General features: G+C 43.4%; 28 protein-coding genes. 10 read left to right on the forward strand and 18 right to left on the reverse strand.

The features are described from left to right. The coding region (locus ACCM36_RS01560) for a tetratricopeptide repeat protein (RefSeq protein WP_370571943.1) at positions 1 to 3,205 on the reverse strand (3,205 nt) is incomplete at its 3' end. Positions 3,206 to 3,571: 366 nt separating this feature from the next. Here ACCM36_RS01560 and ACCM36_RS01565 point away from each other — a divergent pair. Then, entirely contained in the window at positions 3,572 to 4,159 is a 588-nt protein-coding gene (locus ACCM36_RS01565; protein WP_370571944.1) for a Maf family nucleotide pyrophosphatase, read from the forward strand. Between the two features lie 52 nt (positions 4,160 to 4,211). Continuing rightward, positions 4,212 to 4,421: a hypothetical protein gene (locus tag ACCM36_RS01570; protein WP_370571945.1), complete on the forward strand. Its 210-nt coding sequence runs from the start codon at positions 4,212 to 4,214 to the stop codon at positions 4,419 to 4,421. 11 nt (positions 4,422 to 4,432) lie between these two features. Here ACCM36_RS01570 and ACCM36_RS01575 read toward each other — a convergent pair whose 3' ends face one another. From ACCM36_RS01575 to ACCM36_RS01585, 3 genes are read right to left on the reverse strand one after another with little or no spacing between them, the layout of a single operon-like run. Then, positions 4,433 to 4,852 (reverse strand): DUF2111 domain-containing protein, encoded by a 420-nt coding sequence (locus ACCM36_RS01575; protein ID WP_370571946.1) that lies wholly within the window; start codon positions 4,850 to 4,852, stop codon positions 4,433 to 4,435. Positions 4,853 to 4,887: 35 nt separating this feature from the next. Next, entirely contained in the window at positions 4,888 to 5,802 is a 915-nt protein-coding gene (gene trxB, locus ACCM36_RS01580; protein WP_370571947.1) for a thioredoxin-disulfide reductase, read from the reverse strand. A gap of 23 nt (positions 5,803 to 5,825) precedes the next feature. Beyond that, a complete protein-coding gene (locus ACCM36_RS01585) occupies positions 5,826 to 6,077 on the reverse strand; it encodes a glutaredoxin family protein (protein ID WP_370571948.1) in 252 nt (83 codons plus the stop codon). 151 nt (positions 6,078 to 6,228) lie between these two features. Here ACCM36_RS01585 and ACCM36_RS01590 point away from each other — a divergent pair, with 151 nt between their 5' ends. Further along, on the forward strand, positions 6,229 to 6,924 hold the full coding sequence (locus ACCM36_RS01590) for an AIM24 family protein (protein WP_370571949.1): 696 nt from the start codon (positions 6,229 to 6,231) through the stop codon (positions 6,922 to 6,924). Positions 6,925 to 6,926: 2 nt separating this feature from the next. Here ACCM36_RS01590 and ACCM36_RS01595 read toward each other — a convergent pair whose 3' ends face one another. From ACCM36_RS01595 to ACCM36_RS01610, 4 genes are all read right to left on the reverse strand, one after another. After that, complete coding sequence (locus ACCM36_RS01595) at positions 6,927 to 7,640, reverse strand: UPF0280 family protein (RefSeq protein ID WP_370571950.1); 714 nt, start codon at positions 7,638 to 7,640, stop codon at positions 6,927 to 6,929. A 33-nt stretch (positions 7,641 to 7,673) separates the two neighbouring features. After that, a complete protein-coding gene (locus tag ACCM36_RS01600) occupies positions 7,674 to 8,060 on the reverse strand; it encodes a 4Fe-4S binding protein (protein WP_370571951.1) in 387 nt (128 codons plus the stop codon). Between the two features lies 1 nt (position 8,061). Further along, on the reverse strand, positions 8,062 to 9,564 hold the full coding sequence (locus ACCM36_RS01605; RefSeq protein WP_370571952.1) for a homocysteine biosynthesis protein: 1,503 nt from the start codon (positions 9,562 to 9,564) through the stop codon (positions 8,062 to 8,064). 174 nt (positions 9,565 to 9,738) lie between these two features. Continuing rightward, positions 9,739 to 11,868 (reverse strand): ATP-binding protein, encoded by a 2,130-nt coding sequence (locus ACCM36_RS01610; RefSeq protein WP_370571953.1) that lies wholly within the window; start codon positions 11,866 to 11,868, stop codon positions 9,739 to 9,741. Positions 11,869 to 12,074: 206 nt separating this feature from the next. Between ACCM36_RS01610 and ACCM36_RS01615 the strand changes: the two genes are divergently transcribed. Beyond that, a complete protein-coding gene (locus tag ACCM36_RS01615; RefSeq protein ID WP_370571954.1) occupies positions 12,075 to 12,494 on the forward strand; it encodes an adenylyltransferase/cytidyltransferase family protein in 420 nt (139 codons plus the stop codon). Between the two features lie 3 nt (positions 12,495 to 12,497). Here the strand turns inward: ACCM36_RS01615 and ACCM36_RS01620 are convergent, their stop codons facing one another. The 8 genes from ACCM36_RS01620 to ACCM36_RS01655 all read right to left on the reverse strand — a co-directional run bounded on the left by ACCM36_RS01620 (position 12,498) and on the right by ACCM36_RS01655 (position 18,580). After that, positions 12,498 to 13,640 (reverse strand): pyridoxal phosphate-dependent aminotransferase, encoded by a 1,143-nt coding sequence (locus tag ACCM36_RS01620; protein WP_370571955.1) that lies wholly within the window; start codon positions 13,638 to 13,640, stop codon positions 12,498 to 12,500. Positions 13,641 to 13,667: 27 nt separating this feature from the next. Next, complete coding sequence (gene ribH / locus ACCM36_RS01625; protein ID WP_370571956.1) at positions 13,668 to 14,072, reverse strand: 6,7-dimethyl-8-ribityllumazine synthase; 405 nt, start codon at positions 14,070 to 14,072, stop codon at positions 13,668 to 13,670. 56 nt (positions 14,073 to 14,128) lie between these two features. Next, positions 14,129 to 14,599, reverse strand: coding sequence for a riboflavin synthase (gene ribC / locus ACCM36_RS01630; protein ID WP_370571957.1), 471 nt, complete (start codon positions 14,597 to 14,599; stop codon positions 14,129 to 14,131). Between the two features lie 10 nt (positions 14,600 to 14,609). After that, positions 14,610 to 15,761, reverse strand: a complete 1,152-nt coding sequence (locus ACCM36_RS01635; protein WP_370571958.1) for an alanine--glyoxylate aminotransferase family protein — start codon at positions 15,759 to 15,761, stop codon at positions 14,610 to 14,612. Positions 15,762 to 15,881: 120 nt separating this feature from the next. After that, a complete protein-coding gene (locus ACCM36_RS01640; protein ID WP_370571959.1) occupies positions 15,882 to 16,442 on the reverse strand; it encodes a CBS domain-containing protein in 561 nt (186 codons plus the stop codon). A gap of 70 nt (positions 16,443 to 16,512) precedes the next feature. Beyond that, positions 16,513 to 16,956 (reverse strand): membrane-binding protein, encoded by a 444-nt coding sequence (locus ACCM36_RS01645; protein ID WP_370571960.1) that lies wholly within the window; start codon positions 16,954 to 16,956, stop codon positions 16,513 to 16,515. Positions 16,957 to 17,026: 70 nt separating this feature from the next. Then, positions 17,027 to 17,971: a calcium/sodium antiporter gene (locus ACCM36_RS01650; protein ID WP_370571961.1), complete on the reverse strand. Its 945-nt coding sequence runs from the start codon at positions 17,969 to 17,971 to the stop codon at positions 17,027 to 17,029. 81 nt (positions 17,972 to 18,052) lie between these two features. Continuing rightward, positions 18,053 to 18,580: a VIT1/CCC1 transporter family protein gene (locus ACCM36_RS01655; protein WP_370571962.1), complete on the reverse strand. Its 528-nt coding sequence runs from the start codon at positions 18,578 to 18,580 to the stop codon at positions 18,053 to 18,055. Positions 18,581 to 18,731: 151 nt separating this feature from the next. On the opposite strand from ACCM36_RS01655, the gene ACCM36_RS01660 reads away from it, so the two are divergent. From ACCM36_RS01660 to ACCM36_RS01685, 6 genes are all read left to right on the forward strand, one after another. After that, positions 18,732 to 19,607: a DUF89 domain-containing protein gene (locus ACCM36_RS01660; protein WP_370571963.1), complete on the forward strand. Its 876-nt coding sequence runs from the start codon at positions 18,732 to 18,734 to the stop codon at positions 19,605 to 19,607. Positions 19,608 to 19,623: 16 nt separating this feature from the next. Continuing rightward, positions 19,624 to 19,812, forward strand: a complete 189-nt coding sequence (locus tag ACCM36_RS01665) for a CooT family nickel-binding protein (protein ID WP_370571965.1) — start codon at positions 19,624 to 19,626, stop codon at positions 19,810 to 19,812. Between the two features lie 113 nt (positions 19,813 to 19,925). Beyond that, positions 19,926 to 20,933 carry a type II glyceraldehyde-3-phosphate dehydrogenase gene (locus tag ACCM36_RS01670; protein ID WP_370571967.1) on the forward strand — a complete coding sequence of 336 codons (1,008 nt, stop codon included), beginning with the start codon at positions 19,926 to 19,928 and terminating at the stop codon, positions 20,931 to 20,933. 11 nt (positions 20,934 to 20,944) lie between these two features. Beyond that, positions 20,945 to 21,745, forward strand: a complete 801-nt coding sequence (locus ACCM36_RS01675; protein ID WP_370571968.1) for a bifunctional fructose-bisphosphatase/inositol-phosphate phosphatase — start codon at positions 20,945 to 20,947, stop codon at positions 21,743 to 21,745. 4 nt (positions 21,746 to 21,749) lie between these two features. Continuing rightward, the gene (locus tag ACCM36_RS01680) at positions 21,750 to 22,580 is read left to right on the forward strand and encodes an NAD(+)/NADH kinase (protein WP_370571969.1); all 831 of its coding nucleotides are present in this window, start codon (positions 21,750 to 21,752) and stop codon (positions 22,578 to 22,580) included. Between the two features lie 136 nt (positions 22,581 to 22,716). Then, on the forward strand, positions 22,717 to 23,889 hold the full coding sequence (locus ACCM36_RS01685) for a homocitrate synthase family protein (protein ID WP_370571970.1): 1,173 nt from the start codon (positions 22,717 to 22,719) through the stop codon (positions 23,887 to 23,889). Between the two features lie 8 nt (positions 23,890 to 23,897). Here the strand turns inward: ACCM36_RS01685 and ACCM36_RS01690 are convergent, their stop codons facing one another. Then, positions 23,898 to 24,461: a TIGR00288 family NYN domain-containing protein gene (locus ACCM36_RS01690; RefSeq protein ID WP_370571971.1), complete on the reverse strand. Its 564-nt coding sequence runs from the start codon at positions 24,459 to 24,461 to the stop codon at positions 23,898 to 23,900. Between the two features lie 122 nt (positions 24,462 to 24,583). After that, positions 24,584 to 25,055: hypothetical protein (locus ACCM36_RS01695; protein ID WP_370571972.1), on the reverse strand; the 472-nt coding region annotated here is incomplete at its 5' end.

The following is a 25,055-nucleotide window of genomic DNA, read 5'->3' on the forward strand; positions in this document are numbered from 1 at the left end:
GTATAAATCCCAATTCTGCAGCCTTATCATAACATTCTTGAGCTTCATCGTTTCTGCCAAGTTGATCAAGAGCCCAACCTTTGTTATACCAGGCCATGGCATATTGCGGATCAAGTTCTATGCACTCATCAAATGCTTGGATAGCTTCCTCATATCTGCCAAGTTCGTTAAGAGTATAACCCTTTTCATTCCATGACCATGTATATAATGGGTCAAGCCCTATAGCAGTATCAAGTGCTTGCAGTGCTTCTTCATGCCTCTCGAGTCTATTAAGCGTATAAGCTTTCTCACACCATGACCATGCATACAATGGATCAAGGTCTATAGCAGTGTCAAAGGCTTGCAATGCTTCCTCATATCTACCAAGTTCATTGAGCGTATAACCTTTTTCATTCCAAGACCATGCATACAATGGATCAAGTACAATAGAAGTATCAAGTGCTTGCAGTGCTTCTTCATGTCTTCCTAGTTGATTAAGGGCCCATCCTTTATTCTCCCAGGCATATACATACCGAGGGTCAAGTTCTATACATTTGTCAAAGGCTTGGATCGCTTCTTCATATCTGGCTTCTGACAATAGGTCATAACCTTTATTGAACCAATATTCAGCATCCCTTATCTCAACATTCCAGTTCCCTATAACCGGAATAACGCCTTCCCAGCCCAAATTGATGATCTCAAAGCCGGAATCGACCAGGATCAGGAAATTATTACCTGTGGTGTTGTAGACACCAACATCAGTGGTTCCGTCCCCTTCCCAGTCACCGACGACAGGCAGTGTGCCAGCAGAGCCGAATGTCAACATATCTGCAACGTTCGTCGTGGTATTCCACAGAGCCCAGGTACCAGTATTGTTATACACACCTACCTCTTCTGCACCATCACCATTCCAATCACCCACAACAGGTGTTGCACCAGGCCAACCCATGTCAATCATGTCAAAGCCCAAATCGGTCAGGATCAGGAAATTATTACCTGTGGCGTTGTAGACACCCACCTCAGTAATTCCATCCCCGTCCCAGTCACCGACAACAGGCAGTGTGCCAGCAGAGCCGAATGTCAACATATCTGCAACGTTCGTTGTGGTATTCCACAAAGACCAATTTCCTGCATTGTCATACACACCGACCTCTTCTGCACCATCACCATTCCAATCGCCCACAACAGGCGTTGCACCAAACCAGCCCATGTCAGTCATATCAAAGCCGGAATCTGTGCGAATCAGGAAATAATTATCTGTAGTGTTGTATACACCGATCTCAGTAACTCCGTCACCGTCCCAATCACCAACAACAGGCAGTGTGTCCGCAGAACCAAAGTTCAGCAGATCAGCAGCATTAGTTGTGGTATTCCATAGAGCCCATGTGCCTGCATAGTCGTACACTCCCACAGAGTCATGAACAACATTTTGATAAGGCATGCTCAAGATAACGAGGCCACTGTAACCATCGGCCACATAGACATAATTGTCTAAGATCGCAACACCAAAAGCATATCCCCCGGTATCATAAGTGCCTGTAAGGCCTGGTGCAGCCGGATAGGTAGCGTTCAAGATCACAAGGCCACTGTAGCCATCGGTCACGTAGGAATAATTGCCTGAGACGGCAACATTCATAGCATTGCCATCTGTATCATAACTACCTGCAAGAGTTGGTGAGGAGGGGTAGGTGATATTCAAGATGACAAAACCATCTTCACCTGCAGCTATGTAGGAATAATCGCCTGAAACTGCAACACCGAATGCAGAGCTTATGTTATAACTGCCTGCAAGGCTTGGTGCACTCGGATCACTGATATTCAATATTATAAGACCGTCGTAGGCATCCGTTACATAAGCATGATCATCTGCAACGGCAACGCTATTTGCCGAAGAAGTTGGATAACTGCCTGTAAGGGCTGGTGAAGACGGATCAGTGATGTCGATAATAAGCAGTCCGCTATCATCACTGGCCAGATATGCATAATTACCCGATACAGCGACATCTGATACATTGGAAGCAGTATCATAACTGCCTGCAGGGGTTGGTGCTGACGGGTCAGTGACATTCAATATCAAAAGACCACTATAACTATTATTATCTACGTCAGAATCAGCCACGTATGCATAATTACCTGCAACGGCAACTCCAAACGAATAACCTCCGGTATCATAGCTTCCGAGAAGTTCAGGCGAAGAGGAGTTACTGATATTCAGGACCACAAGGCTGTTGTTATAATCGGCTACGTAGGCATAATTTCCTGAAATAGCAACGTCCAGTGAAAAGCCATTTGTATCATAACTGCCTGCCAGACTTGGTTCAGTGAAATCCAGGATCACAAGACCACTGTAACCGTCGGCCACATAGACATAATTGTCAGAGATCGCAATACCAAATGAATAACCTTCAGTATCATAGCTTCCTGCGAGGCTTGGTACGGTCGGATAGCTAACATCCACTATCGCAAGACCATTGTTACCGTCAGTTACGTATGTGTGATTACCTGAAACGGCAACTCCCACAGCATCACCTTCTGTGCTGTAACTGCCCACAAGAGTTGGTACTGCAGGATCACTTACATCCACGATCAAAAGATCAGTGTTATCATCGGTCACGTATGCATAATTGCCTAACACAGCGATACCGAATGCAGAACTTATATTATAAGTTCCTGCAAGGGTTGGTACGGCCGGATCACTTACATCCAGGATCACAAGACCACTAAAGCCATCGGTCACGTATGCATAATTACCTGAGACAGCAACATAATTTGCTGCTAGGGTTGCATAACTGCCCGCAAGAGCAGGTGAAGATGGATCGGTTACATCGATAATCAGCAGTCCGTTATCATCGCTGGCCAAGTATGCATAATTGCCTGACACAGAAACGTCTGATACATTGGCGGCGGTCTCATAGCTGCCCTCCAAGGTTGGTGAGGACGGATCAGTTACGTTTACGATCACAAGACCACTGTAACTATTATCATCTACGTCAGAATCAGCCACGTATGCATAATTTCCTGAAACGGCAACACCAAACGAATAACCCCCGGTATAATAGCTTCCAGCAAATTCGGGTGAAGAAGGATTACTGATATCCGCGATCACAAGACTGTTGTTATAATCGGCTATATATGCATAATTACCTGAAACAGCAACGTCCAGTGAAAAACCATTTGTATCATAACTGCCTTCAAGCAGCGCTGCAGAACAAATTCCTGCAGTCATCAACATAAGGAACGAAAGGATTAAACAATATATATACTTGTTAGATTTGATCTTCATATCTACCACCCACTCCATTCATTAGAGAGCACTTTGAATTGAATGCTGATTAAAGTATAAACTAATATTTATATTACAACCGTATGCCTTATTCAGGCAGAACCATCTATAGTTTAAACCCCCCTGTATATGTGGTTCCTTCACTTCAAATATATATGTTCTTAATCTTCACCAATATATAGCTTCCTACAAAAAAGTGTAGGAGAGACAGTGTTTTAAAATGTGAGATAGTGCTTTTTGTCAGCTATCTACAGATCTGCCACTATTCTAAACCACTATCGATTTAAACTGTAATTGGAATCTTATTCCATGAGAGAAATTGTACTTGCTTCCGCATCTCCCCGCAGAAAAGAATTGCTCAGGCAATTGATAGGAGATAATTTTAAGATCGTGCCTGGTTCCTATCATGAAAAACCACAACCTGAAATGCCGGTTCTTGATCTCATCATCCATAACTCCAGGGAAAAAGCAAGAGAAGTAGCCTCTCTGGTGAGTTTCGGGATAGTCATTGCTGCTGATACTGTAGTACTTTGCGATGGAGAGATCATTGGGAAACCTCATACAAAAGATAAAGCCCGGGAAATGCTAAGGAAGATCAGCGGTAAAAAAATACATGTCGTCACCGGCTTAACTGTAATAGATATAGATGCAAACCTTCAGAAAAGCACGTCAGAAACTACGGGTGTCAGGATAAAAATAATGCAGGATGCTGAAATAGAAGGCTACATTGAGACTTCAGAGCCCCTGGACAAAGCAGGGGCTTTTGCCATACAGGGAAAAGGAGCGATCATCGTAGAAAGAATAGAAGGCGATTATTTCAATGTTGTAGGATTGCCTCTGTTCAGATTGAACACAATACTCCGTGAGTTGGGGGTCGATGTGCTGGAGATGACCTGACCATATAGTTGGAACAGAAAGCTTAAAAGGGATAAAGGTTTGTCCAAAGTACATGGAAGAACCACAGGAACCACTTTTTACCTCTCAGGTCATTGCAGTCTTGATCGCTGGATTTGCCATATGTTCCTTTCTCTTTTACGAGATGATGAAGTTCGCAGATGCCGGTAATCTTATACTTGTCATACTAACATCAATTTCAATTTCAATAGTAGCCGTAGTTATCTTAAAATATATCAAGTATCAGCAGCTAAAAAAGATCTGAACATCTGCAGCTCACTGCAGCTTCTTTTTAGATTCCTCTACTTCATCAAAGATACCGGGGTATTCCTTGAACATAGATAGTATGTCAAGAGCAGCAACCAGGTCCACGACACCCACAGCGCCAATAGCATTTCCTTCAATAGTGCGTATTGGCGCCACTACAACTGCCTTTCCTTTATATTGTCCTTCAGTAGGCACCGTATGAGTAATTTTATTTGTCCTTAGAACCTCTTCCAGGACAGGGCCTGTATAATCCCTGTCAATGACTTGTCCCCTTTCCATACGGATACCCCGGTTATTGCGACTTCGAATCGTTATAGGGATACCCAGTAAGGCATGGATGGCCTCTGCTATAGGTTGCAGATCATCTGCAGTGGAATCCTCGCATATTTGCAGACAATAGGTACCATCCTTATTAATTTTACACTTCATCGTTGCTTCTCCTTCACATTATTCAGTTTTTCCGCTTACCGTGCAAATTCAAGGTCCATCATATACTCATGTGCAGATACCGCAGCTACCGCACCATCTGCAACTGCAGTGACTACCTGCCAGATAGACGTATCTCTGCAATCGCCTGCTGCATAGATACCTTCCAGAGATGTTTCTAACTTTTCATTTGTTACTATAAAACCTGAACTGTTCTTTTTTACGTTTATGAAGTCTGTATTGGGATGAATACCGATGTATACAAAAACCCCATCAGCCGGCATACTATATACCTTTTCGGTCTTCAGGTTCCGTAGTATTACATTCTCAACTCCGGTCTTTCCTTCTATCTTCTCAGGCACCGTATCCCATATGATCTCAATGTTGTCTTTCTTAGATACTCTTTGTTGCAATATTCTGGAGGCACGTAATTTATCCCTGCGGTGAACTATATACACTTTTTTAACTATATTAGATAGAATAAGCGCATCCGTAAGTGCGGATTCACCACCGCCGACAACCATCACTACCTTCCCTTTGTAGAAAGGAGCATCACAGGTGGCACAATACGATACACCCCTGCCCATGAGCTCATTCTCTCCGGGAATACCCAGTTTTTTAGGATTGGCCCCAGTGGCGATAATGACGGTTTTCGCTTCAAGGTCTCCACTATCCGTCATTACCACTTTCTTCCCACTATCAGACCTGACCGAATATACATCTGCAGATTCAATCTTCACTCCTGCAATCTCTGCATGTTCTTTGAACCTTTGCATGAGTTCAGGACCCGAGATCGCTGTGAAACCAGTATAGTTCTCGACCAGATCCGTTGCAGCGATCTGACCTGGCAATACATTCTTTTCTAGTATCACGGTGTCAAGCCCATATCTAACTGCATATATTCCTGCAGTAAGGCCTGCAGGTCCTCCCCCTATTATGATCAGATCATACATGTAAATAACCCGGTATTGATATGTTAAACTGGTTTTTCCAAGGTCTTGCTGGCCTTATCTCTATCCGGCACTCCCACAAAAACAATTTTATCGTCGATTATGGTTGTAGGAACAGAGGCTATGGAAAACTTCTCTACAAGCTTTTCACCTTCGGGAGAGTCAAAATCTACTTCCGAGTATTCAAAATCAAATTTCTCTTTCAGCTCCCTCCATACTTTCTTCGCAGTCGGACAGAAGTGGCACCACTCTGCTGTTACAAGTATGACTTTCACCATTCTTCATCACTCCATAGTAATATCAATAATATTTTATTATGCTGTCACTATATCAAATTAATGTTCAATATGAATATGTGTACCTGATAGAATAAATATAATGTACAAGAACAATCCAATAATCCAAAATACAGAAGGAAAGTGATAAAGCATGGGAAGATATTCCATTCAACAATTTGTAGAGAGCACTGGACAAAAAGACCTAGGCGAAGGCAAGTTCGAACTGGAACGTGATAGGCTGCTGGAAGTAAATCTGGATGGCAGAGTGTGGATCAAGAAGGGTACCATGGTAGCCTATAACGGGGATATTAAGTTCACAAGAGAAGGGGTTCTGGAACACGGGCTTGGCAAGCTGGTGAAGAAAGCCGTTACCGGAGAGGGGCTAAGCCTTACTAAAGCAGAAGGAAAAGGCAAGCTGTACCTTGCTGACACCGGAAAAAAGGTTACCATCCTGGAATTAGATGGACAATCAATTTATGTCAATGGTAACGACCTGCTGGCTTTTGAAGAGACTGTCCAGTGGGACATTAAAATGATGAAAAGGATAGCAGGCTTCCTCTCAGGTGGTCTTTTCAATGTTTTGCTTGAAGGAAAAGGCATGGTTGCCATCACCACACATTATGATCCTCTCACGCTGCAAGTTACAAAAGAAAGACCTGTGTTCACCGATCCCAATGCCACTGTCGCATGGTCCGGTAACCTGCAACCCGACCTGCGCACCGACATATCCCTGAAGACATTGGTTGGAAGATCCAGCGGAGAAAGCTTACAGATGGCTTTTACAGGCGAGGGTTTTGTAGTGATACAACCATATGAGGAAGTATACTTAGCCACTACCCAGGCATAAAATCAGCCTTTAGTGATACAGTCATAGTTAACATCAGCTCTGACCATTTCCGGGATGTCACCCCACATCCCTATATACTCCCCCTGTATGACCATTGCTCCTTTTATATCGGAAACAGGTTTCACGGAGTCAAAGGCTTTTTCGACTGCACCTTTCCCTATAGCTGTGGCATTCCCCAATGCAGTAGCGGCAGCATCGGCCAACGCGACATCATCACAGAAAATGATAGCTGCATCGGCCATCCCAAAACTAATTGATGGACCCACAGTGCCTGAAGAAGTGCAAACTCCGGTGATGTGGTCATGGACTGGCATCCTGAAGGCAAGGTCCTTTACAGAAGAAGTCCCTGCATAGACACCGATGGTAACAGACCTGTCATTGATCAGTGCGATATCCCCCCCATTATCAACAATGGCAAAAGTGGCCCCCGCATCCACCATAGCTTCTACTGACATTGCTGCAATAGTGCCCGCAACAGCACTCATGGGACCGATGCCCATGGTGTTACCGGCAGCTACCATTCTTTTCACAACTTCCGGTGCATTTTCCGGGCAATCGTAAGGTTCCAGGGTTGATCTGAAAAAGGGATCACCGGCAATGAACCTCTCCAGAACTGCACGATTGTAACGGATCGATCCTTTTGCCGTAATGATATGAGATTCCTGGTCTGCCACAATGGTGACGATCGTTTCCTTAAGCTGAAAATGTTCCCTCATTCCTGTCCTTAAGATAATCCCTTTCCAGGAACTTCACACATCCAGAGAAAGTGCGTCATGCGGACACATTTCTATACATGTGCCACACTGGATGCATTTTGTAGTGTCCACTTTCAGGTTCCATTCCTTGTCCATTGAAAATACCTTTGTCGGGCACACTGAAATACAGGCACCGCACTCTACACATTCATCTTCATCCCAGTTAATAGGAGTATCGAGCCTAAGCACTTCAGCTCCTCTGGAAACCAGGGCATTTTTGATCATCCTGTATTCGGTATCCATTATATCCGCTATGATCTCACCTGTAGAAGAATCAAAATGTGCCTGAGCAATGTTCAGAGGAATGCCAGTTTCCAGTATAGCTTCAGCTAATATCGGTTTAGTGACAATGTCCCGGTTTATGATGATACGGATCTTCATTTCAGTTTCTCCTGGCAAAAAGCATGCTGACATCATCGCTGGTGATAATACCTATGACACGATGTTGTTCATCCACCACAGGCATTGCTGAGACTCTATGTTGCTCAAGCCTTCTGGCTGCAATGGTCACCTGTTCGTTATCAATGGCAGTGATGACTTTCTTGGTCATAATATTTTCCACCAGGTCAAACGTGTTCTGTGCAACCGCTTTTGAAATATCCCATGCAGTGACGATACCCACAAGGATATTGTTCTCAGTGACTACAGGCAAATGGTTAAAAGAAACATCCATGATCTTTTTGGCTGCTTCAAATACACTGGCATTTTTATGGATAGTCACCACGTCCTTAGTCATGATCTCCTTTACCATGGGCGTCCCACGTGTTTGTTTCATTGGTTTGGAGACAGTATCTGAAGGTAGCTTATCCGCCGGTTGTGAAAGGAAGAACTCACCATGAGAGATCCAATCTTTCAAAATACCTGCTATCTGGCGGGAACGCTTGAAACTTGAAAGTGACGAAGTAACAACTTCCCGCCCTTTGATATCGAGAGATCCCGACCTAAGTTCTTCATATGTTACCTGCCTGACCACCGGCCTGTCACGGCTGGGGGTCCCGTAATCCATTACCGTGGTAATTATGTCAGCATCAGATACTGCAGTGGCCAGTGCAACTTTTTCATCAAGCACAGGTATAGGGATTCCCATTCCTACATACAGAGATACGCCATACCCTGTGAAAGTAGAAGCACGCACGAATTCCGTATCCATCTCTTTGAGATCACCCTGGACCATCAATGTGCCAAAACCGCTCTTAGAGGAATGCTGAGTGCCCTGACCTACTATATACCCCTGTGCTCCCCCAAGGAAAATACGCGTGCCTGTCCCAATGGTCCTGTATTCCGGGTCATTGGAAAGAGGAGATAATACACCTGCACCTGAATATGTTACATTGCCATAATTTGGCATCAATGAACCCATATAAGTATATAATTTCTGGGAAGTACTGTTAGTAGCTGCATTGTACTTTTGATATGCATTACGGGGATTGAGCATTACGGCCTGGTTCAGGTCATTGATATCGAGTGTTGTATCGAGGATCTTCCTGGGATAACAATCGGTTCCCGGAGAGATAGCATGTACATCGATAGTATTGCCTCGAATAAGATCTTCTATTACATGTGCTCCCCCATATTCCATTCCAAGTGTCTCTGATACTTGGGTGGCGCCAATATAAGCATCTACTGCCGCTACACCAGTATATGCTTCAACATCATTAAGCCATACTTTCTGCATCTTGATAGGAGGCTCTGCATGACCAAAGTTCAGAAAAACACCTGAAGAACACATAGCGCCAAAAGTACCCGTTGTTACTACATCTACTTCTTTTGCTGCTCCTTCTGCACCAAGCTCTGCCACGATCCCAACCATTTCTTCAGCAGTCACTACGTTGACGCTTCCATCTTTGATCCTGTTATTGATCTCACTGATAGATTTGTTGACCATGCTACCTACCTTTGCAATTGGAACATAATTAGTTAAAACAACTATATATTACATACGGTAATTTATACTAAGAGACATTATGCATTAATATGCATTAAATTCCCTTAATATATCTCAACTTCATTTGAGGTTTTCTCTATCTTAAATAGAATCTAAATACCTATCAGCAAAAGATCATTGAAAAACTGATTGGTCCATACCCTTGTGAACAGTGAACCAGAAAACACTTCCTTTTCCGCAAGGATTATCGTCAACCCCCACATTCCCGGTGTGTAATTCTATTATCCTCTTTACAATAGACAAACCTAATCCTTTACCTACGGTATTTCCACTAGTTGCCCTGCTAAAACGATCAAAGATAACAGGCTTCTTGGGATCTGCGATACCCTCTCCAAAATCAGTAACAATAATCTTCCACATATCGTTTGTTCCCTCAATACCAACAATGATCCTTTCCCCATTTGAACTGTACTTGATGGCATTTGATATAAGGTTACAAAAAGCATGTTGTATGACCGGATGAGCTTTTGCAATATAGGGTCCCTCGATCTCCAGAACTACATCCAATCCTTTTTGGGATATCTGATGCTGGAACATCTCTATACTACTCTTACATAACGGAAGTAAGTCTATGTCATTGAACTCGAGGCTACTCATAGAGTCAAGTCTTGAGAAAATTGACGTAGTTTCCATGATGTTAATGAGTTTTTCATTGTTACTGGCTATACATGAAAGCATCCAGAGCTTTTGTTCATCTGTTTCATTTTCCAGCAGTAATTCAGTAAATCCTTTTATATTACTGGCAGGATTCAGGAGATCATGGCTTATAATATCAGTAAATATATCCTTCATTTTGTTTGAATCATGGAGCTGCTGTGCATAGCTCTTGAGTTCCAGCTCTGCAGTTTTCTTTCTGGTGATATCACGCGCTATGGCTAGAATGTACTTTCGTTCATTATCATCTACACGTGTGAAGTTTATTTCTAGATCATAGATGATATTATCGTGACTTGTGAACACATCCTCACTTGTAAAAGCATTCGATACATTTAGTCGCTCCAGTATTTGACCATGATCAACACTTTGTATTAAAGTACTAAGGTGAGGCTCTTCCTGTAATCGGCTATATCCTTCAGGACCTAAATAGGAAAAAACCTTTTCATTGGCATATTTTACATGACCTGTCACACCATCGATTATAAGAACAAGATCATTTGACCTGTTTATAAGTTCGCGGAACAGTTGCAATTGCCTCATTGTCATGTGCATTTCAACGGTTTCGATGAGGATGTTAGTGATTTCTTGCAGGAATAACGTATCATCCTCTGTGAAATTCCTTGTGTTTGTGGAATATACAGCCAATATACCAAAAAGCCTCTCAGCGTTCCCTATCATCATAGTGATGCCAGAAGTAACATCATGTGCATGCAGTAGAGAATGACCTTTAAAACGAGTCTCTGTAAATAGGTCATTTATGATCACAGGTTCCTTTTCACGTGCAGTGTATCCTGTATGAGTATATGATTCATCCGGAATAATGACAGCTCCAATACACCAATCTTCCCAGCCTGTACCCCAGCGCAATAGGAATTCACCCTGGGGAAGTTTTTCAAGGACAGAACAGAATTCCACACCAAGGGTGGATGCAACTTTTTCCACCGTGAACTGCATAAGATCATCGATGTCATCAGCACAGATGGCCTGTGCTCCTATACTGGCAACAGCTGCCTGTTGTTTTTCCCTGTATTTTACTTGGTTCTCAAGATCTTTAGATACACTTATGTCCTGCAGGGCAATTACGCCCATATGGCCAAGGTCAGTAAAACTTAGATGAAAATGCCTCAAGTCCATATTCTTACACTGGATCTGGAGTTCAATATCTTCTTTGTCCCGGGCCGGCGAGAACATCCTGTTTAGCAGATCATGCCATTGCGTGATCGTTTCGCAAGAGAGTCCAATCTGCGGAAATGCCACTTTAAACCATTCTTCTGTTGTTGGTATATCATCAAGGGAATATCCCAGGACATTAATGAACTTCCGATTAACATAACGTATCTTTCCATTATTTTCTATGATCATCATAGCCACTGGCAACCGATACAGTACTCCTATGACTGTTTTTTCGATTATACCGTTCTTTTCATCGGTTAAAGCACTAAGGTCCATCAGTGGATCTAGTTCAGAGAAATGATCAGAACCTATACAAAAGGTGTTTTCACTGCTTGCCCTACTTCCCGAATTTTCACTTTCCACATGGCAAGTTGCTGCATCCGCTTTCCCGGTTTTAGGCTCAGATGGGTCCATCTTTTGCTCCGTTCTATCTGTGACAGTTAGGATAAAGATTCATGCCTTTATCCAACTTCTACTTCTTAATCTTTTTGATGGGAGAACAATATTTTAGAAACGTTTTGAAACCTTATATTAAAAATATAGTTAAGCAGGCATTTGCATTTTGCATAACATTATTAAAGGTAGTACCCCTCTACCTCATACAATTCCAGGTGATATGAGTGATAAGAGTCTTAGCAACAGGGACTTTTGATCTGTTACATCCAGGGCATCTGACATACCTGAAAGGTTGTAAGGCACTGGGAGATGAGCTATATGTTATCGTTGCAAGGGATTCTATGATAAGACATAAGCCCAAACCAGTGATACCTGAAGATCAGAGAGTCGAGATGATCAATGCCTTCAAAATGGTGGATAAAGCAATCCTTGGAAGTGAAGAAGATATATTTGCACCTATACTGGAAATAAAGCCTGACATCATTGCTTTAGGGTATGATCAGCACTTTGATGAAAACGAACTTAAAAACGAACTGCACAAAAGAGGGCTTGGTGTCCGTGTTGTAAGAATAGAGAAATCTGAGCAATGTGCCCTGTGCAGCAGTGCAAGAATTGTTAAGAAAATAATGGAAAGATGCAGCTGAAGATCAGCTGAGAACATCTTCAATGCGTTGCAGTCCTTCATGGATGCGTTGCTGCGATGTTGCGTAGGAAAGACGTATGAAATTCCTCCCACTATTTCCGAAAGACGAGCCTTGGGTCACTGACACATGTGCTTCATTGAGAAGCTGATCCGTTACCTGATCTCCGTTCCCGTATTCACCCACATCGGCAAAAACATAAAAGGCACCCTCTGGCTTATGACACTTGATACCAATGGAATTCAAACCATCCACAAGGAGATCTCTTCTCGCATGGAACTCCTTTACCATATCATATACAGGCTCCTGAGTTCCCTCTAAAGCAGCGACCCCTCCAAATTGAACAAAAGTGGTGGCGCCACTTACGGAATTAGACTGTATCTTCAGGAGACCTTTAAAAAGATCCGGCGCAGCAGATACATACCCAAGTCTCCAGCCGGTCATGGCATAAGCCTTGGAAAATCCATTCACGGTAATGGTGCGATCCTGCATCCCGTCCATAGAACCAATGCTTATATGTTCCCTGTCGTAGATTATCTTTTCATATATCTCATCTGAGAGCACAACCAGATCGTTGTCAATAGCATGATCAGCAATGCATTTGAGTGTCTTTTTATCATATACACCGCCTGTAGGATTGCATGGGCTGTTGACAATGACCATCCTCGTTTTATCTGTGATATATTCACCTATATCCGCTGGCCTGAATCCCTTTTCAGGATCAGTGGGTATCCATACAGGTTCAGCTCCTGCAAAACGAATACATGCTTCGTATGAGACCCAGGCTGGATCAAAAAGGAGGGCTTCTTCTCCATCTCCAAGCACTGACATCATAATTGAGAATATTGCCTGTTTTGCTCCGGGAGTAACAAGCACATTGGAAGCTTTTGTCTCCAGCCCATTCTCAACTCTAAGTTTCTCAGCTATGGCTTCCCTCAGTTCCGGAATACCTGCTGCCGGGGTGTAATGTGTTTCCCCCCTGTACATTGCATCGGCAGCAGCATCACATATGTGTTTGGGTGTATCGAAATCGGGTTCTCCAAGGTTAAAATTAATAACATCTATCCCTTGTTTGAGCATCTCACTTGCCTTATTGGCAGCTTTGATAGTAGCGGATTCCTGCATCCTTGCAAGTCTTGTGGAAACCATAGGCATCCCTTTAAATATATTTTGTCTTCAGAGACGTCTTACCAATTTTACGGCGGCTTCTACTGCACGTTTAGCATAGTCCACACGCTCATGGGCTTCCAGTCTTGACATACCGGGTCCAGCTATCCCGAGAGTGACAGGTTTCTCATATTCAAGAGAAAGATCGGTGATCTTCCTTGCAGCATGCTGGACCACGATCTCATCGTGCTTAGTGGCTCCTTCTATTACTGAACCTATGGTCACAACAGCATCTATATCTTCCCTCTTGCAAAGCTTCTTTATGGCAAGTGGCATATCATATACTCCGGGAACCAGTATTTTTTCCTTAACCGTAGCTCCCAGAAACTTAGCATGTTCCTCGCCCAACAGTTCCATCTGATAGGTAAGGTCCCTGTTGAATTCTGCAATGACAAATCCAAGATTGATGGTCATGTAATATTCACCTTTAAATAGATTATAATTGTCTATAGCTTTTGCATTTATTGCTTTTACATACGTGCAGGCCCGACATCTTCAAAACCCTGTCTCTGCCCGGTCCCCGCTTCCTTTATGAGTGCCTCAGGTTTGAACAGCAACTTAACTGCATTGACCGCATGTTCCCTGGACCTCTGCTCCATGAGAAAGGCAAGTTCTTTTTCATCCTTTGCCTCATCCTCATGTACAAACACCTCAATGATGTGAGTATTGGTCATAAGCTGTGCCTGTATAAGGCCCATGGAAGCCTGGTTCGCACACATCTTGTCCTTTTCCATTTTCCCCGGCATGCCCAGGGCAACGACAAGATCACAGGGCTCTTTCCTGTCCTCGATAAGCCTTTTGGCTGCCACGGGCAGATCTTTGATACCCGGCACGGTAACTCTCCTGATCTTTATTGAGACGTGCTTCTTTACCTCGTCAATAGCCGCACTTCCCATATCATATCGTGCAAAAGTAGTATCAACGATGCCTATGGTAGCCATGCAGATCACTTCATAGTGTATCAAGTACGTCGCTCGCAGCCTCTATGCCTGGTCCTACACTGGAGACAATACCACGTTTCTTAAGCACGATCTCAAGTTCGGCAACTGTAAGCAGGATCTCTTTTGGTTGGACATTACCCATATTGCCTATCCTGAAGATCTTACCGCTGAGCCTGTCCTGCCCGCCTGCGATCACAATACCCCTCGCCTGCATATCCTTCTTGATATCATTACCTGTGACACCTTCAGGTGCTTTCATTGCACTTACAGTATTTGAATAATGACTGTATTCATTGAGGTTGGGTAACATCTCAATTCCCATTGCCTCCACAGCAGCCCTTACTGCAGCTGCTTCAGTACAGTGACGTTTGATCCTGGCTTCCATACCTTCTTCTTTTATGATGTGCAAGGCTTCCTGCAGTGCGTAGAAAAGAGGTATTGCAGGAGTGTATGGAGTCTCTCTCATGGTTTTCTCTGTGCTTTTCTTGTAAGCTTTCAGATCAAGATAATAGGGCATGCGCTCTACACTGTTCATAGCCTCAAATGCCTTTTCACTTACTGAAACTACTGAAAGTCCCGGAGGAGTAGCCAGGCATTTCTGTGACCCAACAAGAGCGATATCCACATTCCACTCATCGACCTTGACAAGGTCACCACCCAGTGATGTGACCCCATCCATGATGAAAAGAGCGCCATATTCCTTAGTAAGCTTCCCGATCTCTTTTGCAGGGTTAAGGATACCTGCAGATGTTTCATTGTGGACTAATGTAACGGCCTTTGCTCCTTCTTTCAGTTTCTCTTCCAGCTGACCAAGGTCTACGGAATCGCCCCACTCATATGCAAGGGGGTCCACCTTTCCATATCTCTTTGCAATGTTCTTGAACCGTTCACCGAATTTACCGTTCTCGATAGTTATGATACGGTCGTCAGGGTTTATAGTACATCCCACAGCAGCTTCCATGGCTGCAGTGCCTGACCCACTGATAACAAAAATGTCGTTCCTGGTGTTGAAAATACCGGCTAATATCTGCCTGCAGTCGTCGTACATGTCTGAGAATGCGCCACTCCTGTGATTGATCATAGGTTTTGACATAGCTCTCAGTACTCTAGGTGCAACGGGCACAGGCCCCGGCATCATAAGCAAAGTGTCTTCTAAATTCATATATATCGCCTGAAACCTTGGATAAAAGGATTGTGCTGTAAGATCTGCTTTTCTATTTGTTGGAGACTTTGACCTGTTTAATGTAGACCTTATATATAATAGAGTCGAGTGCGAACATCTTCATCCGCGCAATAATTTCATAAGATCATGCTTTGTGACAACACCTGCAATCTGCCCTCTTTCCAGAACGATCACGGCGGGTGTGGTTTCAAGAAGATGGGAAACCAATTTAACATGTGTCCCGGGCGAGACAACGGGGAAAGTATCGCCCATGAGGTCTCGTATCTTCATCTTTGAGACTTCCAGAGCTTTTTTCTCTGCCATAGAACGAACGATAGTCTCTTCTGAAATGCTACCGATGGGAACACCATTCTCAACTACCGGTATCTGCGATATATCGTTCTCTTCCATAATTTTAACGGCGGCATCCACCGGCTCTTCAGCACTTATGGATATGACCTTGGTGTTCATAAGGGTCCTTGCCACCACATGGCTTTCATTTTCACTCTCATCGAAGGCATCAAAAATACGTTTAAGAGTAGAGAGACGTGGGTCCACGTCACCTGCTTCGATACGTGCTATAAGTGGCTGGCTTACACCCGCCCTTTTTGCCAGTTCGCTCTGAGTAAGTCCAAGCTCGTTCCTTTTCTGCCGGATACTGCCTGGTGTGGGGAGGTGCATAATTATTACTCATAGTAATTATGCTATTTATATGTGATCGTATCCGGCAAAAAAAGAAACAAAAAAGATATCACTGGGTGGATTCGAATTCAGTGGTCTGACCAGTTGCATCAACTATGGTAGTCTTTCCGTCTTTTGTCTCCATACTATATATTACATCGCCAGTAGCATTATAATAGGTCCAGACTACCCATTCACTATTCTCTGACCACATCCACTCCATTTTGGTCACTTCATCAGTGGGACTGTTGGTATTGTACTCTGCTTTGCACATCCTCACCCCATCAATTACTTCTGATCCAGTAACTTCCCAGGAAACTTGTTCCCCTGTTGTTGGATTAGCTGTTTTCCATGAAGTTCCTACAGAACACCAATCATCTTCATTCTCTTGTTCTGTGCTCACTTCAACTGTTTGTCCATCTTCGGTCTCGTAAGTGGTGGTATCCTTATCGCCACATCCTGAAACGACCACCGCTATCAACAATATTGCAACAATCAGCCATTTTATATTCATATTGATCCCAAGAGGTGTCACAACTTATACGATTTAAGCCTATCGATATAGTTTATAGAGACATCCACCTTCATGCATACCATATCATCAATCCGGCAACGTACAAACTATACAGTAATACCATGGAAGCACCCTCCCAGCGCTCAAGGCGCTTTTTAGTCACTCCGAATATGAGCAATACGAAGATGAACATCAACATGGCCGGAAAATCATAACTTATCGACTGCTTCAGGATTTCCAGACTACTTATCTGAGAACATACACCCAGGATCAAAGTGATGTCCATGGTGTTAGCTCCGATTATATTTCCAATGGACAGATCCTGATGCCCTTTCATGGTAGACGAAATAGCGGTTATGAATTCCGGCAAAGATGTACCAAAAGCCACCAAAGTAAGGCTGATGATCATTTCAGGAATACCCACCATGTGGGCAAGCTCAATACCTGAATTCACCATTATCCTGCTTCCGATCACAACCAGGACCGCTCCTGCAAGGAAAAATGCAATGTCCTTGTGCATTTCTTTCAAAGGTACTCTTTCCACTTTTTCAGGACCATCAAAGATTGCACGCTGCAACTTGTAGTTGTAGTAAAGGAATCCAATAAAAATGATCAGCAACAGGATACCATCTATCTTTGAAATGCTTTGGTCCAGGCTGACCGCGATAAGGGTTATGCCTGCAAGTGCCATGAAAAAGCCTTTCCTTATAAAACTTTCAACATCTACTGAAGCAGCCTTCATTGCGAGGACCGATCCCAGGATAAGACCAATGTTACAGCTCACCGAGCCAACCGCATTTCCAACAGTCATGTCAGTATGACCTATAAGTGCTGCAGTGGCAGAAACTGCAAACTCGGGTGAAGTAGTAGCAAAGCTTACAATAGTAGCGCCAACTATCACTTTAGGTATACCGCTTTTTTCAGAGATGGAGACTGCTGACTCCACAAACCAGTCAGCTCCCTTGGTTATCATCAACAAACTAAGTATGAAAAGTAGTATCGTAATAAGGATCATGTGTGAATATGATATAGTCACATTAGATTTAAAATGAAGGGTGCTCTGCAACTTAAAGTTGAAGAGCAGGTTAATCTACGGTTAATGTTCAAGCCCAAGAGATGTTACGGCAATAACAATGATTATGCCAAGACCCACCATACGGGCAGAATGTTTGATCAGACTTTGCTTCGCAAGTTTCCCGGAGTACATCCCAAGAATAGAAAGCACGGCAATACTAAGGATAGTAGAGATAGTTAGCATGTGTTCTTCTAATAGCAAAAACGGCAGGATAGGAACCATGGAACCCAGAAAACTGGCACCTCCGTGAAAAATGGAATCACTCCATATCTTCTGCTTGGTCTGCTTTTCGATAGTCGTACAGGCCAGGCTGCGGAGTAGAGGTTTTTCAAGCTCCGCAAGTTTTCCGTACTCTACGGCACTTTCTGCAAGGTATGACCCAACACCATTGGTAAGAGCAAGTGCCACAGCCCCTCCGAAAGCAGCATTGATGATTATAGAAGGATCATTAGCCACATGAGATGTCCCTATAACTACACCCAATACTGCCAGTATCCCATCGATACTGCCCAGTATGATATATCTTCCATGTTCGATTTTAAGTTTCATTACGATCAGGTTCTGGTCAATATTAAAATAAACATTATTCTCAGTTGCTTTTTAATATAAAGAACTTTTTAGTCATATAGTGCTGACCCCAGACAACAGGCTTATTTTGGATGTATCCGATTATAGGAAAGCTTTATGCAGGAAAATAATCATGAAAGTCGATCCACAATGTTCATACTGCCTGCTTTCAAGGGTCCATTATGAATCAAAACTATCTACTAATGATGAAATGCTCATAGATAAGATCATGCAGGAATGCATCCGGGTGCTTAATCATACATATGCTCCAGGCGTTCCGGCATCATTAGTATCTACTTCAATGCATAGGAGAGCCTATGAGCTGCTTGATGACGATGATCCTTACAGGGATATGAAAGAAGTATGCAACAGGACCGCTGAAAAAGTCTTTCCCATTGCAAAAGCTATGATTTGGGAAGGTAATCCTTCAGATGCTGAACTTTTCAGGCGGGCTGTGCTTGCAGCTGTGATCGGTAACTTCTTCGATTTTGGAGTAATGGGACTTGAAGTGCCGATAAGTGTGTTCGACGATACCTTCAGGCAGCATTTTATCAGGGGACTTGATATAGATGATACGCCCAGAATGATTAAGAGGCTGGATAACGTTGTGTATGTAGCAGACAATTGCGGTGAGATCCTGCTTGATACCCTGGTTTTCGACATGATCAAAAAACTGGGAGGCAATGTAACTCTTGTGGTGAGAGGAAAGCCCATACTGACCGACGTTACAATGAAAGATGTAAAAGAGCTGGGGATCGATGAAAAAGTCGATAGGGTCCTTACCACAGGTTCCGGCTCAATAGGAGTAGATATGGAGCAAGCTCCGCAGGAGCTTCTCGATGCTTTTAGTTCCGCATCGCTTATAATCAGCAAAGGCATGGCAAACTATGAAACGCTCACAGAGCATGAAATGGGGCCTATCGCATATCTGCTCAAGGCCAAATGCAAACCTGTGGCCAGAGACATAGGAGTGGATGTGGGCCATTCTGTGGCAAGATTGTTTGAATAAGTATCAGGTGACCGTCATGTGTGAATTGGATGTAGTATTTTTAAAGGATAGTACCAGACAGCTTGTAATGGAATCGGTTACAAAGGTAATGGTAGACGGAGATTCCATAGAACTTATAGGTATACTCGGCGACAGGACAACGTTAAAGGGCTCTATTAAATTAATAGATTTCTCAAAAGGGGAAATTGTTATACTCAGTAAATAACTATTATTATGTTAATACATATAATTATCAAATGCTCTATCTATCCAAATTTGGATGAGCAGCCTTTGGGAAACATCATGTACTTACAATAAAAGAGAGAAGAGGAATGACCAATGTCAAAAGTAAAAGTAGCGATCAATGGTTTTGGAACGATAGGTAAACGTGTTGCAGATGCTGTACAAATGCAGAAGGATATGGAAATAGTAGGCATCTCTAAAACTAAACCCAATTTTGAGGCATTTACTGCCCTGGATAAAGGTTACTCCGTCTATGCACCCGCTGATAAGATAAAGGATATGGAAAAAGGTGGAATAAAGGCTTCCGGTTCCATAGAGGATATGATACAGGCTGCAGATATAGTAGTTGATTGTACCCCCGGGGGATTGGGCGAGGAGAACAAGGCAATGTATGAGAAAGCCGGTGTCAAAGCCATCTGGCAGGGAGGCGAAGAGCATGAACTTGCAGGCTTCTCTTTCAATGCAGTTGCCAATTACGAAGAAGCTCTGGGACTAGACTTTGCAAGGGTCGTTTCCTGCAATACCACAGGACTTTGCAGGGTCATATACCCACTTGACCAGGAATTTGGAATAAAGAAAGTACGTGTGACACTAATGCGTAGGGCTGCCGATCCCAACGATGTCAAGAAGGGACCGATAAATGCTATCGTTCCAAGTCCTATCAAGCTTCCATCACACCATGGGCCTGATGTGAAATCTGTAATTCCCCACATAAACATCACTTCTACGGCCGTTATAGTATCCACTACTCTTATGCACTTGCATAGTCTCAACATCGAAATGAACAAGCAGTGCACCACAGACGATGTTGTCGACCTTTTCGCTGCCCAATCCCGCATAAGGTTCATCGGTCAGGGAATAACCTCCACTGCCGAAATAATGGAGCTTGGAAAAGACTTGGGCCGTCCACGCGGAGATATGTGGGAGAACTGTATATGGGATAAATCCATAACAGTGACCGAAGGAGAATTATACTTCTTCCAGGCCATCCATCAGGAATCAGATGTCATCCCCGAAAATGTGGATGCCATCCGGGCAATGATGGAACTGGAAAGTAATGGTGCCAGATCCATAGAGAAGACGAACAAAGCAATGGGTATCTAAACCCATTTTTTATGCAGATCGATACCGGGCTGCTGGAACTATGCGAAAGGGTTTCCGCAGCCTCATACGAAGCCGTAAAGGATCTTGTGGGGACATGCGAGGCATATACTACTTTATACATTGGTGCCGACGGTACTCCCACGAAACTGATCGACGATATATCTGAAAGTGCAATATTCCGGGAGCTGGAAAAAGATGGCCGCTCCATGCGTGTTATTAGTGAAGAGTTCGGAGAACGCATAATAGGCTGTGACCCTGAAATAACTGTGGTAATGGACCCTCTTGACGGTACCCACAACGCTGCCATGGGGATTCCGTTCTATAGTGTTTCAGTAGCAATTGCCAATCCCTGTCTTTCCGGGATAAATTTTGGCTATGTGAAAGACTTTGCCACAGGTGACGTGTATTGCGCAGAACGTGGCAAAGGGGCATACCTTAACGGACAACGGATAAATACATCAGTGAAATCAGACCTGATGGACTTCTGTGTCAGTGTGTATGGTTATCATCCTCATGTGAACAAGACGACCAATCTTTGTCAGGCCGTACGCCGAATCCGCATCCTTGGCTGTGTGTCTCTGGAGCTGTGTTACGTTGCTTGCGGGAAGCTGGATGCGTTCGTAGATATTCGTGGCTCTTTGCGCCTCACGGACGTTGCGGCAGGTAAACTGATCCTGGAAGAAGCGGGTGGCTTGGTAAGTGACGAGAAAGGCTGTAAGCTGGTACTCAGAGATGATGTAGTAAACCGCGTATATATGGTGGCTACGAACGGTAGATCACACCAGCATATCCTTGACCTTACAGGGAGATGATGAGATGATAAAAAAGATAGGGATCGTATCAAGATATGACAAGCATGAAGCCCTTGAGATGGTAGAGAAAATAATTGCCCGTTTCAGGGACGAAGTTGATATATTCCTTGCTCCAAGAACTGCTGAACATCTGGGGGATCAGCATTCCTGTATGGCAATAGACTCTATGCGACAGGCAGGTGTGGAGCTGATCATTTCAATAGGTGGAGATGGAACGGTACTTCGAACTATCTCTAAAATGGATGATCCTCTGCCTTTACTCGGTATCAATATGGGTACGCTGGGTTTTTTGGTGGATGTGAAACCTGAGGATGCCATCGAGACCATCGAGAATGTGCTAAAAGGTTTCACATATACAGAACGTTCCAGACTTGCTGTGCAACTCAATGAAGAATATCTGCCATGTGCCACAAACGAGTTAGTGCTTATTACTTCCAGGGCTGCAAAGATATTGTCTTTCAGTATATGCGTGGATGAATCACAGATAGATGAACTTCGGGCCGATGGAGTGGTAATAGCAACACCTACAGGTTCAACGGCCTATGCTATGAGTGCCGGAGGACCGATTATCGATCCAAGAGTGGATGCAACACTGATAGTTCCTCTTGCCCCATTTAAACTCTCAGCAAGACCCTGGGTTGTACCTGGAAACAGCAAGATCGGGCTTACAATGACACTTCCTGAAAAAGAGGCGGCTGTTGTAGTGGATGGACAGCACACATACCATATTCACGAACATGATGTGATAACACTCACAAAGGCCAGGAATCCGGCACGTTTTGTTAAAATGCCAATAGATGGCTTCTACGAGAAAGTGAAGAACAAACTTTCCTGAGACTTTTGTTTTAAGTGGTAACACCATACCGGTCCTTCTGATTATAATGTTATCGCTTGATTACGAAAATTATATTTAATATCCTTGCACATTTGCAGCTATACAAACTTAAGACCATTTCAAATGTGATAGATATATGGCAATAACAACAGATTATTCACGAAATGAATTGATGCGGTTCCTCGAACTAAAACCTCTGGATATAGAAATATGCGATGTGACATTGCGTGATGGAGAACAGACTCCCGGAGTAGTTTTTACAAGGGAGGAAAAAATGGACATTGCAACCGAGCTGGATGCTATCGGGGTCGAGATAATAGAATCGGGCTTCCCTGTGGTCTCACAAGCAGAAAAAGAGATCGTGAAAGATATCGCCAATATGGGACTCAATGCTAAAACATGTTGCTTGGCGCGTTCCAGAGTGAGCGATGTCGAGATTGCCATCGAATGCGATGTGGATTTTGTGAGCATTTTCATTGCGATGTCAGAACTTCATCTCAAGTACAAATACCACAAAAGCTATGAAGAAATGTTCAGTCTTGCCATGGAAGCTGTGCAATATGCAAAGGATCACGGATTGGGAGTAAGATTTGCTGCCGAGGATGGGAGCAGAACAGACATAGAAACCCTTAAGCGCGCTTTCCTTGCCGCACAGGAGTATAAAGTGAACTATGTAAGTATTGCAGATACAATTGGTATTCTCAATCCAAGTAGTACCTATTACCTTGTGAAGGAAATAAAAAAGGTTGTGAAAACTCCCATATGCATACATTGTCATGACGATATGGGCATGGCCACGGCCAATACACTGGCAGCTGCCGAAGCAGGTGCAAAACAACTCCATACTACTGTAAATGGTATTGGAGAAAGAGCAGGAAATGCTTCATTGGAAGAAGTACTAGTAGCCCTTCGGGTGCAGTATGACATTGACAGATACGACACAAGAAAACTTACAAATCTTTCCAAGAAAGTAGAGAGATATTCAGGCATCAAGCCCGGAGTAACAAAAGCAGTCATAGGCGAACATGCGTTTTCCCATGAATCTGGCATTCATGTTTGTGCAATATTGGAGGAGCCCAGAACCTATGAACTTTTCAGTCCTGAGATGGTGGGTGGACAACGCCGTCTTATTGTTGGCAAGCACACAGGAATGAAGGCACTGAAAGGAATCGTCAAGAGCATGGGCCATGACCTCGGCCAGGAGGCATTATGCAATCTCATTGAAAAAGTGAAGAACAGTGCTGAAACAAAATACGGAATTTCCAGTGAAAGACTGGAAGAAATGATCAACGAGGTCAAGAACATTTGACCTCTTTCTTATTCTGATACGGCCTCTATTTCTTTCGCACGCTGTGATTTTTCAGGTGTACATGTGTAAAAATCATCATCATGGAAGTTCATTTGGTTGTTTTCAAGGATAATGACATAATCTGCAGAGTTCCTGAGAGCCGTGGAGAAACCCGGCTCCACTCCAAAGAGAATTGTTTCTTTTCCGTTCTCATTAGCCTTACTTAAAAGAGGTTTGAAGTCAGCGTCCCTGGTTACAAGAGCAAGAGTATCGATGGTAGGGTTATACACTAGCTCCATGCCTTCCACCGCAAGACGTACATCTACATCACTTGAACATATAATAGGCTCGAAGCCGTTATTTTCAATGGCTTCCACAAGTTTATCGGAAGCATACTGATTAAGGAAGACCTTGCCTACTTTCACATTGCCATACTCTTTAAGCACATCCCGTATCTCTTCGAGGTTTACATTGAACTCCTTGCGAAGAACATTAGGCCCATCTACGAGAAGACCTATCCTGCGCCTTCCTACCTCTTTTTTAGTGCTTAGGTACCTGACAATGGAATTCAATCCGGTCTTTACGTTCTGCATATTGTCACTCACTATGTAGTATAGATTACTATTTTTCCCTTATAATAACCATCTAATAAGTATTATGCCTAATTGAGTTTTATAGTTTTGTGTACAATTACTGAAATCTCTGAAGAAAACACCTATACGTATTTTTCAAGCAGCTTATCCATAGATGTTCCTTTCACATCCATGCTCCATGGTCCTGGTTCCACGAGCCTGAAATAATTGATCATCCATTGGTCCTGCCTTTTGCGTGTATAAACAATCTCTCCCCCTTTTTCAACAAATTGATCCAGAACTTCTCTGAATTGATTAAGTTCCATTTCTGAAAGCTCTATGAAACTTATACCCTCAAGTAACCAGTTATACACTTCAAGCAGAATCACTTCACGCACTCTTTTAAGACCCTGGGTTTCCATAAAATCTTTTTTGTAGACCGTTCTTTTAAATTCAGGGGACCAGCCTGCAAACACTTCACGCATATCAATGAAAGTAATAGGGACCTCTTCACCTTCAGCAGGCCTTGGATAGCTTGTTTTTAAGCGGTTCAGGCTCTCCAGGTCACCACCTTCGACGGTAACTGTCATAACTTTGATTATATCTTTGCATCTT

This window comes from Methanomethylovorans sp., from assembly GCF_041305605.1.
Lineage (GTDB): Archaea > Halobacteriota > Methanosarcinia > Methanosarcinales > Methanosarcinaceae > Methanomethylovorans.